This is a genomic window from Niallia tiangongensis (assembly GCF_044704065.1).
GTDB lineage: Bacteria > Bacillota > Bacilli > Bacillales > Cytobacillaceae > Niallia > Niallia tiangongensis.
Genome location: NZ_CP162613.1, coordinates 230630 through 242344 on the forward strand (window position 1 = coordinate 230630; position 11715 = coordinate 242344).

At 34.3% G+C, this 11715-nt stretch carries 12 protein-coding genes; 8 read left to right on the forward strand and 4 right to left on the reverse strand.

Features of this window, described 5'->3' with window-relative positions:
• Window positions 1–11 precede the first annotated feature (11 nt).
• A complete protein-coding gene (locus AB3U99_RS01230) occupies window positions 12–776 on the forward strand; it encodes a DUF3800 domain-containing protein (RefSeq protein ID WP_400244977.1) in 765 nt (254 codons plus the stop codon).
• Window positions 777–1244: 468 nt separating this feature from the next.
• On the opposite strand, the gene AB3U99_RS01235 is transcribed toward AB3U99_RS01230, so the two are convergent.
• Window positions 1245–1697, reverse strand: a complete 453-nt coding sequence (locus tag AB3U99_RS01235) for a hypothetical protein (protein ID WP_400244979.1) — start codon at window positions 1695–1697, stop codon at window positions 1245–1247.
• Window positions 1698–1987: 290 nt separating this feature from the next.
• On the opposite strand from AB3U99_RS01235, the gene AB3U99_RS01240 reads away from it, so the two are divergent.
• The 7 genes from AB3U99_RS01240 to AB3U99_RS01270 all read left to right on the forward strand — a co-directional run bounded on the left by AB3U99_RS01240 (window position 1988) and on the right by AB3U99_RS01270 (window position 9876).
• Window positions 1988–2557, forward strand: coding sequence for a tyrosine-type recombinase/integrase (locus tag AB3U99_RS01240; RefSeq protein ID WP_400244980.1), 570 nt, complete (start codon window positions 1988–1990; stop codon window positions 2555–2557).
• A 121-nt stretch (window positions 2558–2678) separates the two neighbouring features.
• Window positions 2679–3032, forward strand: a complete 354-nt coding sequence (locus AB3U99_RS01245; protein WP_400244982.1) for a hypothetical protein — start codon at window positions 2679–2681, stop codon at window positions 3030–3032.
• Window positions 3025–3870 (forward strand): TnsA endonuclease C-terminal domain-containing protein, encoded by an 846-nt coding sequence (locus AB3U99_RS01250; protein WP_400244984.1) that lies wholly within the window; start codon window positions 3025–3027, stop codon window positions 3868–3870. The genes AB3U99_RS01245 and AB3U99_RS01250 overlap by 8 nt, the downstream gene beginning before the upstream one ends.
• A complete protein-coding gene (locus AB3U99_RS01255) occupies window positions 3854–5971 on the forward strand; it encodes a Mu transposase C-terminal domain-containing protein (protein WP_400244985.1) in 2118 nt (705 codons plus the stop codon). The genes AB3U99_RS01250 and AB3U99_RS01255 overlap by 17 nt, the downstream gene beginning before the upstream one ends.
• On the forward strand, window positions 5958–7568 hold the full coding sequence (locus AB3U99_RS01260; RefSeq protein WP_400244986.1) for an ATP-binding protein: 1611 nt from the start codon (window positions 5958–5960) through the stop codon (window positions 7566–7568). The genes AB3U99_RS01255 and AB3U99_RS01260 overlap by 14 nt, the downstream gene beginning before the upstream one ends.
• Window positions 7565–9460: a TnsD family transposase gene (locus AB3U99_RS01265; protein ID WP_400244987.1), complete on the forward strand. Its 1896-nt coding sequence runs from the start codon at window positions 7565–7567 to the stop codon at window positions 9458–9460. The genes AB3U99_RS01260 and AB3U99_RS01265 overlap by 4 nt, the downstream gene beginning before the upstream one ends.
• 77 nt (window positions 9461–9537) lie before the next feature.
• The gene (locus AB3U99_RS01270) at window positions 9538–9876 is read left to right on the forward strand and encodes a DUF771 domain-containing protein (protein WP_400244988.1); all 339 of its coding nucleotides are present in this window, start codon (window positions 9538–9540) and stop codon (window positions 9874–9876) included.
• A gap of 95 nt (window positions 9877–9971) precedes the next feature.
• Here the strand turns inward: AB3U99_RS01270 and AB3U99_RS01275 are convergent, their stop codons facing one another.
• The 3 genes from AB3U99_RS01275 to AB3U99_RS01285 form a co-directional block, all read right to left on the reverse strand.
• The gene (locus tag AB3U99_RS01275; RefSeq protein ID WP_400244989.1) at window positions 9972–10481 is read right to left on the reverse strand and encodes a hypothetical protein; all 510 of its coding nucleotides are present in this window, start codon (window positions 10479–10481) and stop codon (window positions 9972–9974) included.
• Window positions 10482–10554: 73 nt separating this feature from the next.
• The gene (locus AB3U99_RS01280) at window positions 10555–11247 is read right to left on the reverse strand and encodes a hypothetical protein (protein WP_400244990.1); all 693 of its coding nucleotides are present in this window, start codon (window positions 11245–11247) and stop codon (window positions 10555–10557) included.
• A gap of 132 nt (window positions 11248–11379) precedes the next feature.
• Window positions 11380–11646 carry a hypothetical protein gene (locus AB3U99_RS01285; protein WP_400244991.1) on the reverse strand — a complete coding sequence of 89 codons (267 nt, stop codon included), beginning with the start codon at window positions 11644–11646 and terminating at the stop codon, window positions 11380–11382.
• Window positions 11647–11715 lie beyond the last annotated feature (69 nt).

Below are 11715 nucleotides of genomic sequence, written 5' to 3' on the forward strand. Positions count from 1 at the left end.
GAGGAACTTGTGTGGGAATTTTTTATATAGATGAAGCAGGGAATACAGGTCTTCAAGATAAACAGCAAAAGCTATTAATTTACGGTGGACCCTATGTAAATGTCTCGGAGTGGAAAACAATAGGTAATGGACTAGCGGGAATACAAAATAAATATTTTAGTATTATTGTAAGTAGGTTTCAATCAGGGTTAGGTCCGGATACCAATCCTACTCAGTTTTTTAGGGATATAAGCAGCCATGTAGGTTTCCTTCAAGATTTTCATTTCCACGCTAAAAATATCGTTAATAGGACAGGGTTGTGGAGTAAATTAAATAATGATGAACGCTTTGATGTATTAGAAGACATCTTAGATTTGTTGATTAAACATAATGTCACCTTATATATCGGAGCCTTGGATAAGGCACAATATATTGCAAATCCTAAAAATTCTAAGAAAAAAATGGCTGAATATAAGTTTTTACATAACTCATTTTTGGAATTCTTGGAAAAGGATGTTCCTGATCAAGATCAAATTATTACAATAATTGATGATGGAGATATTACAGAAAAGAAAGTATTAAAAGACAGTCTTAATAATTCATCAAGGAGAAAATTCTTTGGAGAATTGGTGAGTGGTAAAGCAAGAGACTATCCTTTGTTACAAGTAGCAGATGTTGGAATTTGGATTTTCCAGGCCTTTCATCGTTTAGATGAGGAAAGAGACGATGAATATGCTAATAGAGTTAGGAGTTTGTATAAAAAATTAGAAAGTACCACGAAGTTATATAGATGCTAAATAAAAAAAGCTCCAGGTCGCACGATCCGTAGCGGCCTGGAGCTTTTCCTCACACGATCCGTAGTGAGGATATTTAATATTATGCCCAATAAGGGGGGAATATACATCTTTGCTATCGACAAAAAAAGCCAAATCACTATGATTGGCCTTTTTCATCAAAACCCACACGATCCGTAGTGAGTTTTAACAGGCCGAACGATCCGTACCGACCCAAGATTGTATGTAAGTAAGTCACACGATCCGTAGTGGCTTACTTATCTGTATCTTTATTATAGCTCAAATAGATAAGATGTCAACAATATAGGTCAGTTTTGTCAATCTTATTTATATGTGATTTGAATTAGTTGGAGTTTTTATTAACTCTAACTCGCTCTATATATTACTTCTATATCGCCTCATTTAATTCCTTCTTATTAGTAGAAATTAAATGTATAGTTAAAAGGTTTGGAATTGCTGTTTAGCCTAAATCTAGTTTAAAGTTGTTTCTAGCTTATTCCCATTTTTAAAATTGTCATCCCAAGTGATAATGATTTCATAAGGTAGTGTGGTATTACCAGCAATAGACAATAGGATATTTACTGTCTGTCCTCCATTTATTTTTGACGGAATTTTATCTATTATTGGGTTAATTTTACGTTTCTCACCCTTATTAAAACGGTTATAATTGTAGAATTCAACCTGGACAGCTCTAGCTTCCGATTGTCCGATGTTATGTAATAAAAATCTATCTTGCATTTGTCTTGATCCCATTTGTTTGGTTCGTTCAACTTGGAAAATTGCTTTTTTCTTTGCTTCAAGGCGTTCTTTTTCTACTCGTTTCGTAATAGTTGTTCTTTGTTGATTTAAAACTAACGCCCAAATCCCTGTTATCGAGCCGAGAATCGCTAATCCTAATGAAATCCATTGTGTCCATACAGGCAATATTTTCACCTACATTCTATAAGCTGGTAATTTCCTTTGTTTTCCATTATATCAAATATACGAAAGGTTTTGGAAGATTGTATCGGAATAATTAATTTACTTACATAACGATACGGTTTATGAGTGTGCAAATAATATTTTGAAGATTACTTTACAAAACCCTGTTGTGTAAACAAGAAAATCCTATTAAATCAGCATTTTTATTTTTGGATTTTGCCTCTAGGCTGTTGAACCTTACTTAAACAGCGATATACAATGATTATGTAAGATTCAAAAGGAGGTGAACAAAATTGAAAGTTGTTCAGCCGATTCGGGATTTAAAACAACTTGAAGCTGTAAAAGGATACCTTCGTGGGAAGAACAAAAGAGACTATTTGTTGTTTATGGTTGGAATTTCATCAGCTCTAAGAATTTCTGACATTTTGATGTTGAAAGTAAATCAAGTATGGGATGGTAGGAAACCTACAGAATTTATTGAAGTAAACGAAAAGAAGACTGGTAAATATAAGCGATTTCCGATTACACCAAATTTAGCGAAGAGTATTAAAGAGTTTGTGATAGAGTTTCCTGATAAGAAACAAGATGACTTTCTTTTTACCAGTAGAAAAGGAACAAATCAACCTATCACAAGGCAATATGCTGCGTCGATGTTGAACGAAGCCTGTGATATGGTAGGGATAAATGAAAGATTTGGCACCCACGGCATGCGGAAAACTTGGGGACTATTTGCTTTTAAGAAAGGAATATCACTTGATTACATTTGTATAGCCCTTAATCATAGATCCGTTGCAGAAACTAAAAGGTATCTTGGTATATTGCAAGAAGATCTTGATGAGTTGTACTTACAGGTTAATTTATAAGAAATACATAATAGTAGAGGCATTTGTTGCTGACTTTGTTATTGGGATTAAAAAAAACAATCCTTTTTGACAAAAGTCAAAGCAGCAAATGTCTTTTTCTATTTAAAGGGGGTACTATGCGATGGACAAAATTAATGCTGTCATTCAATTCATTGATGAGCATTATCATGATGAGATTTGCAATAAACATGTAGAAGAATTAACGGGTAGTTCTTTTGTTGATTTTGTTTCTGAATTCCAACGAGTAACAGGGCTACAGTTCTTACGTTATTTGATCCGTAGACAATTAACTTTAATAAAAGAAGAGTTATGTCGTACTGATGATTCACAGGTCCAAAATTTTTCTCCATTTAATGGTTGGAATGAATTTTCTAATCTCTTTAAATGTGAATTCAAAACAACTGTTGGTGCTGCAATTGAAAATGAACACATTATTCTTCAAGAACGAGGAAGTAGGGAGATGCTGCATGATTAGAGAGTGGAATGAAACAACTATCAATAGGTTCCTGAAAGAAAAACGAGGACAAGGTACAGGAAAAGACTATAAATCATGGCTACAGGTTCAAGACATAGCATCTAAGGGTAGATCCACTCGTATCTTTGGTCATACAACCCAAAGGGTTTACCATCTATTAAGTGATTTGCAGTTATATTACTTCTATTTATTGGAGTTTGATGACAATGTTACTGACATCAGGGAACAGTACCCTTTACTAGATTTTCACGACATGAATATCCAAGTGGATGATGAACTTACAACAAAGCTATTTGATACGAAGACACAAGTACCACATATCTTTACGGTTTCTTTTTTGGTTACAAGGAAGGGGATAAATGGTGAGCCATATTATCAAGCAAGAATCATTAAACAATCACAAGAGCTGGAGAAAAATGCTACCTTGCAAAGGTTGGAATTACAAAGAAGGTATTTTGAAAAGAAAGGTATCGAGTTTGGAATTGTAACAGAAAAAGAGATCAATAGACAATTGGCACGAAATATTGGGTGGGCTTTGAACTCCTATGATATTCAAGACTACCCATCGCTCATTGTGAATTTGCCCCACTTGAAAAGAGAGATGGTTCAGTATTTGACGAATAAAGACCATACGTTTCAAACAATTTTTCACCGTCTGGAGAGAGAATACAACCTAGATGAAGGCTTGGGACTAATTCTGTTTAAACATCTGATTGCTAATAAAGAAATAAGCATGAATTTGAACAAGAAAATCTATTTGAATAATGAAGTTGAAAATTATCAAGTTGAATTTACTGGTGAAAATGGTGGTGATGTAGGGTATGCAGTTGGTAATTAATGATTTATTGCAAAGCAATGAAAACCCTGAATTTATTCAAAGGATAGTCTGGGTCGATAATAAGCATCATCTTTGTTTTCTAGTAAATGTCCATGAACCATCTTTTCCTTACAGTGAGGAAATACACAATATAGAAAACTCTTTAAACAAAGGAGAGTTTATGAAAGTTGCAATTGATCCATGGGCTATCAGTGTAGATGAAGAGGATTTATCAAAACAAGAAATTGAAAAACGTGATAAGGCATGGCTGGTAATAAACCAAATCTATTTAATCCCTGATCTTTTCATTCCGAAACGTAGAGCAGAGCTAATAAAATTGGCCAGTAAGAAATTTTCCATTAGCACAAAGACAGTTCGACAATATTTAAAACGCTATTGGTCAAGGGGGATGGTAAAGAATGCTCTATTACCTGACTTTAATAATTGTGGAAAACAACAGGGAAAGGAACGTAATTTTAACAAAAAAGCGGGTAGGCCTTATGTTTATTCTTCAGCTATTCAGAGAGCAGCAATCAATGAAGAGTGGAAGAAAATAATTAGAATAAGCCTAGAAAAACACTACTTTATTCGTTCAAAACCTTCATTAAAATATGCTTATCAACAAATGGTAAAGGAGCATTTTTCTAAGGAGGATGAAAAAACAGGCTATAAAGTATTGGATATGGACAGACCAGTAATTTCTTTTGATCAATTTTACTATTGGTACCGCAAGTGGTTTAAACCTGAGGATGCTATTCACAAAAGAGAGGGAAGAAGAGAATTTTTACAAAACTATCGTGCTATAACTGGTTCCGCTACAGAAGACTCAATGGGGATAGGTACATATGCGATTGATGCAACCATTGGTGATATTTATTTAGTATCAAGTTTTGATCGGAATAAAGTGATTGGCCGTCCTGTCATATACTTAACTGTGGATATATTTTCCAGATGTGTTGTCTCAGTGTATGCAGGAATTCAAAGTATGTCAAAGGAATCAGTGAGATTAGCTCTTGCGAATGCTTTTGAAGATAAAAAGGAATTTTGTAAGAGAACTCTCGATATGGATATTGATAAAGATGATTGGCCCATTCATTATCTACCGCATACTATTTTAGCGGATCGAGGTAGCGAGTTAATTTCCAATGAATTAACACAAATCACGGAGGACTTAAACATTAAATTACAAAATTTGGGAGCATACAGACCGGAGTTAAAGGCCGTATGCGAAAAATACTTTGATCTTCTTCAAGAACACATATCTCCCTTCCTCCCTGGAGCGGTTCAAAAAGATTTTATGAAACGTGGGGGGAAAGATTATAGGAAAAAGGCAGTTTTAAACCTAAATGAATATGTCCAGATTTTAGTAAGAACGGTTCTATATTATAACAACCATAATTATTTAATGGGCTATCCTTTAACACAGAGTATGATACAAGAAAATATTCCTCCGATACCGATTGAAATATTTAAGTGGGGGTTACATAAAGGAACAGGTTTATTGAGGACTATTCCTTTAAATGCCATAAGAAGCAGCGTTTTACCCAAAGGTAGTGCAAAAATTACCCCGAAAGGAATCAAATTTGGAAATCTATACTACACTTGTTCGATAGCATTGAAAGAACGGTGGTTTTCTAAGGCTCGAATACAAGGCAGCTGGAGTATGGGAGTGCATTATGACCCTCAAGATGTCTCGAATATCTACATTCGAATAGATAGACAGAAACACGAAGTCTGTACACTAATTAAGCAATATGAAATGTATCGTGGTGCAATGATCGAAGATGTTGAGAGTTTGAAAAGTGATATAAAGCATAAAGAAGCAGAATATGAGGAAAGCAGATTAAATGGAGCTATTCAATTAGCACAGGACATTGAAGAGATTGTTAAAAATGCAAAGAATGAGGCTAAACAAATCCCAAATAGTAAGGTTCCTAAAGATATAAAAAATATAAGAGAAAATAGAGAAAAAGAGAACTTAGTAATGAAAAGTGAAAACTTAGTGTATCCAAATGACCCAAAAGTGAAATTGAATTCGGTCAGTCATGAGACAGAGTCAGGAAAGGTACTGGATATTTTCCGTAAAAAACAAAAGGAAGTGCTTTACGATGGAGAAAATTGAACTGGCTAATGGAACCCAAGTTCATATTGCCGATTATAGAGAACAAGAGATATTAGAATATCAAGGGAATCCTCTTATAGAAGCGTTGCCACCCATCTATTCTCAGGAGGAGGTCATCGATCGTTTAAGTATGTACCCTCCATATAATAAGGAAGAAAGATTTTTGAGTGACCATCTCAGAGTTCATCTGATTTCTAGGTTACTGCATTACTTTCAAGCAATTCCCATTCATTTAAAAATTGAGTCATCAATATCTAGGTTAATTCGAACAGGTTACACCTATCGTAATCCATTAAGTCCTACTTATGCACAAACTTTTGTGGATAATTGGAATAATATACAAAATAAATCATTTGATAAGTCTATTATTCAAACTGGTCAAACATTGAGCATCTTAGGCGTTTCGGGGGTAGGAAAAACAAGAACATTACAGCGAATCTTGCAAACTATTCCACAGTTGATTTCACATGTTTCATATAAAGGGCAATTATTAAATCACTATCAAGTTACCTATTTAAAAATAGAGACTCCTTTTGATGGGTCTGTAAAATCTATTATTTTCGATTTTATGTATCAAGTTGACCTACTTCTAGGCTCTAATTATTTTAAAAGATATGTGAACAGTCATTTGTCAACAAGTCAGCTAATGCCCATAATGGCTCAGATAGCTAAAAGCATCAACCTTGGCATGCTATTCTTAGATGAGTTACAGCATTTAAAGGGTATCAAAAGTTCTAGCTCAGCACAGATATTAAACTTTTTTACAGCGTTTATCAATACGATAAATATCCCTCTCATAATGGTTGGAACCCCAAAGGCAATGGATGTTTTGCAATCACAGTTCAGACAAGCAAGAAGAAGCACTAATATGGGGAATATCATGTGGGATCGCTTTGAAAAAGATGCTATTTGGGATTTATTTGTTGAGGGAATGTGGAAATATCAATGGACAAAAGAGGAAATCCCTTTTACAGAGGAGGTTTCTTCAGCTTTATATTATGAGTCTCAAGGAATCTCGGATATTGCAATAAAGCTCTATATGATGGTGCAGCTACGTGCCATTAGTAGTGGTAAGGAGAAGATTACTACGACATTAATTAAGCAAGTGGCCAAAGAAGAGTTGAAAATGGTTCAACCGATGTTAAATACTTTAAAAAGCAAAGACTATAGCAAACTAGCAAAATACGATGACTTGATGCTACCAAATATAGAGGACTTTATTGAACAGGAACGAATTAATCTTGATCAAAAACAGGTGATGGATTCACTTCAAGAAGGAGTAAAACGGAAAAGTGAGCAGACAAAATTAATTGATGGTGCTGTTTTTCGTTTAGGAATGCTTGGTGTTAGTAATGATATAGGGGTTAAGGCAGTACAAAAGATTGTTTCAGAGAATAGTCATATTAGGGACGTATCGCAAGTCGTAAAAGATGCTTTTCTTCTATTAAATAGTAATGAAAAAAGTATGGATAAATTAATAAGTAATGACCTAAGAATCATTATAAAAAAGGGGAAAGAACAACAAATAACTGTGTATCAATCATTACTAGATGCTGAAATAATCAAGCAAGATTATCCTGAGCGAGATGTTTCATGATTATACAATTCCCAACTCCGTATCCTGATGAACTTTTATATAGTATTCTAGCTCGGTTTCATATCCGGTCAGGAAATGTCTTTTGGAAACATACGTTGGAAGATTTATTCGGAAAGAGGACCATATGTGCTTCGGTATTGTTGCCATCGGGGATTGGTTCACTTGTTCAGCATTTACCTGAAAACACGACATTGGATGAACAGGTACTTATCGAAAAACATACAATGTATCCATTCTATACTGTGTTCTTACCAACAGAAAAGGCTCAATCAATTTACGATTCTATGATAAGTGATGACGGAAAAAAGATTTATATGCAATCAGGAATTATGGCAAGTTCGATACCACAAAACAAGTTTTTAAAGTATTGTTCAGCCTGTGCTGAGGAGGATACTGTTATGTATGGAGAATTATACTGGCATCGTCTTCATCAGTTACCAGGAAATCTGATTTGCTCGAAACATGAACTATGGTTAGAGCACAGTTCAGTCCCAATCATCCATTCAAATAAACAAGCCTTTATATTACCAACCACGAGCAACTGTGACTTGACTAAAGTAAGGAAGGTAAATGGGGAGTTACTGCAACAATTAAAGGAAATCATGTATCAAGCAGAGCTTCTATTGAATGAACGTTTTAAAAATCAGGCCTTTTCCCATTTCACGCAATTCTATCATTATCATCTAATCCAAAAAGGATTTGTTAGTTTTAAGGGACAAGTAAAACAGAAGGAGTTGCAGCAAGCCTTATATAGTTTTTACTCTGAAGAAGTATTGAAAAGTCTTTATATAGATAGTGAAAAGTTACATTGGATAGCTGATTTTTCACGAAAACATCGAAAATCGTTTCATCCTTATTACCATTTGTTGATGCTTAACTTTCTTGATTTAAAGGTGAATGCAGTGTTCAAGAAGATTTCCTTTGAAAATACTCCATTTGATTATCCGAATTGGCCTTGTTTAAATGCTACATGTCCAGATTATAAGAAAAATACGATAAAAGAGGTAAGGGTTAGAAGGTGTGAAAAGACGAAGAAGCCAATTGGTCGATTTACTTGTCCTACTTGTGGCTTTTCATACACAAGAAAGGGAAAGGATCAAAACAAAGAGGATCGTTACAAATATAGTCGAATCATGGATTTTGGCTTCCTATGGAAGAGAGAGCTACAATCTTTGCTAAATGATGGATTGAGGTATCGTGAGATAGCTAGGCGACTAGGTGTGGATACCAATACGGTAATTAAATACGAGAAAATCATTAATAGCAAAAGTGATTCAAAGAAGAGAATCCATAAAGATAATGATTTGCTAAATGAACGTCGAAGTGAATGGGTTCAGTTGCAAAAGGAATATCCTTTCCTTTCGAAAACCAAATTGAGAGAGAAAGTACCAGCGGTTTATGCTTTCTTATATAGGAATGATAGAAATTGGCTAAACGAAAACTCTCCAGAACTGCAAAAGGTTGAAACCATAAATAACCGTGTTAATTGGTTGGAAAGAGATCAAGAGGTATTAAAGAATATCCGTAAAGTAGTTGAAGATATAAACAGTAGAAATGGAAAGCCCCTAAGAATTACAGTAAAGGTACTTGGAGAAGGCATTGGAGAGAGAGCTCTATTAGAAAAGCATATGGATAAGTTGCCAGAGACGAAGAAATTCATTGAACAAGTTTCTGAATCAGAACAGGATTTTCGTTTGAAAAGGGTAGAGTATGTAATTAATGAAATGAAAGAGAATGGGGAAGTAATTAAAGAATGGAAGGTTTTAAGAAAAGCAGCAATTAAAAAAGAGTTTTATGAGGAGGTTCGTGAGTTCTTAAAACATGAGAATGAATTTTTAAAAATTGTAGGGGCTAAGGATAAATGTATGAGAGTTCAAGGGGTTTTCCCTTGAACTTTGTAACTATCACAACTGATGATGATGACATAAAGGTTGTGAGCGTCTAAAACATACATAGGGTGGTTGAAAATTTGCAAAAGATAAAAGCAGAAGTTGTAATAACAATACCGGAGGACATGGTGCTTATTACAAGAGTTGAATATGAGAAATTAAAGCAAAGTGAATTATCAGGTATGTACTGGAATATGAAAGATCTTGAAAAACGCATCAATAAGAAGTCGGAATGGATAAAAGAGAATATTCTGTATCCTAAAAGGTTCAGAAGAACACTTGATATTGATAATGGGGGATTTGTTTATTATCCAGAAACAAAGGGCCAACATTGGTCTTTTCAGGCTACTAAAATGTCTGTATTTCTGGATAATAACTTTGGTAAGATATTTGGTTCTGTAAGCAATACAGCAAAATAAATTAACCTATATAAGATGAAGACAATAGGCTATTAAGTTCAACATTAGGGTCGTTATTACGACTCTTTTCCTTTTCACAAAATTGGAAAGTATGATTATTCGGTAGCGGAATAACGGTATATCTCATATTCCTTGCTGTTAAGTATGCTTGTCCATCGTAACCCCGAAATTTCAGGAAGTAGGTCTCTATAATCTCCCCAATTTAGAATGTGAATATCTTGCAGTTCGACACCTAGGATGGATGTGAGGCTTTTTGAGTTATAGGCTGGTTTGTGTACATTGATCAAAAGTTTTTCTGCAAAATCAATCTCCTTAGACCAAACATCTTCTTCGGGAGTGTGTTCACCGGCGATTCGACCCGCATAAATTTTAAGTTGATTAGAGTCATTTGTATTCCACCAATTTTCTTGTGATATTCTCTTTCCAATCGTTTGTCTGTCGGCTTTACCTATATATAACAGGACATCTTTCCCATAGACAATGTGTTTACCGTAGATTTGATAGATTCCATAGTCGTGAGAATCATTGGTTAAGAGGTTTAGCTCGTTTAAAGTAAAGGGACCTTCCCAATCTATTTGGATCAATTTTACTTTTCTGTTTTGCATGGCAATCTTCCTTTAGAGTTTTGTATGATATTAATTAAAAAGTTAAGCAGGTGACCAAATTCCTTTAGAAATTTTAGAAGTTTTCTCTTAACTGTAAGGAAAGAGCTTGTGTACCCTCAAATCTTTTAACGAAACGCTCCTTGTTGCTGCCTTTATTACCATTCCCAGTGATAAAAGGTGCAACAATGGTAGGTATATGTTCTATCTCAATAATTTTGCTCCCTACATATTCGGAAAATTGTTCTCTTTTATAACCAAACAATGTAAAGGATTGTGCACCTAATAAATAGATAAGTTGTGGTTTTATAAATTCAATTTCCTTTTTGATGAATTCAAATGAGGTAACCTTATCAATCTTTTGATGTTCTTTCGATAGATTATTAGCCTCATACACTTTTCTTGCATCGGTTAGGTAAAGAAAATCTAAATTTACTTGCCAAGAATTCAAGGCAAATAAAACATCTTGATAACTGTTGTAGCCAAATGTCTTTTTTGGTAAATGATTATAAAACTGAGTATTGTATATCTTTTTATCCCAATTTAAAGGAAGTAAAGGGGCATAAAAAACTATACTTCCAGCATCCTCGGACAGAGAATCTTGTGCGATTATCATAGTTCGCAGCCCTTTTTCCTCTTTTAAGAAGTATTTTTCACCCCAAAATGGCAAATCTGCTCCTCTTTGTATTGACTTTTTAGGTAAAATTTCTTTCATCTGATCTATTGAATGGAAATACCTTGTATGACTGCAATGTTTTTTGATTAACATATATGGTGAATCCTCTTGTTCTAAACATGCCCTAGAAGCAATTTGATATTCCGCAAACAAGTTGGCAAGTCTATCCAGACCCATTTTAATTCATCCTTCCTTAATTTTTTTGGAGAACGATGGAAACAACTATTAAAAAGACTGATAGTGTTTAATAGATTCCTTGCCAAATTCCCTAGTATTCAATTTAATACGGTCTGTTGGTTCGAAGTCAATTTTAAAAGAAAATTCTTTGTTCAACTTTTTAAGCTCTCTATACATATTTTTGATAGGTGCTTCATGTCCATCAGTAACCTGATACATGACAAGTTTAGGTAGAGCATTACCATCATTAAAAAGATAAATACGATATAATCCATTTACGGAATTGACCTCGATCGTTTCCAGTAACTTGTTCATGCAATAACCTCCGAATTAATTCCATTTGTATCCATATTATATCATTTGTTTTTGAGCTGTCCCTCAATT

Coding starts and splice junctions, on each gene's coding strand:
- AB3U99_RS01250 (WP_400244984.1), top strand. CDS start 3,025: ATGATTAGAGAGTGGAATGAAACAACTATCAATAGGTTCCTGAAAGAA.
- AB3U99_RS01280 (WP_400244990.1), bottom strand. CDS start 11,247: ATGTTAATCAAAAAACATTGCAGTCATACAAGGTATTTCCATTCAATA.
- AB3U99_RS01265 (WP_400244987.1), top strand. CDS start 7,565: ATGATTATACAATTCCCAACTCCGTATCCTGATGAACTTTTATATAGT.
- AB3U99_RS01255 (WP_400244985.1), top strand. CDS start 3,854: ATGCAGTTGGTAATTAATGATTTATTGCAAAGCAATGAAAACCCTGAA.
- AB3U99_RS01275 (WP_400244989.1), bottom strand. CDS start 10,481: ATGCAAAACAGAAAAGTAAAATTGATCCAAATAGATTGGGAAGGTCCC.
- AB3U99_RS01245 (WP_400244982.1), top strand. CDS start 2,679: ATGGACAAAATTAATGCTGTCATTCAATTCATTGATGAGCATTATCAT.
- AB3U99_RS01285 (WP_400244991.1), bottom strand. CDS start 11,646: ATGAACAAGTTACTGGAAACGATCGAGGTCAATTCCGTAAATGGATTA.
- AB3U99_RS01260 (WP_400244986.1), top strand. CDS start 5,958: ATGGAGAAAATTGAACTGGCTAATGGAACCCAAGTTCATATTGCCGAT.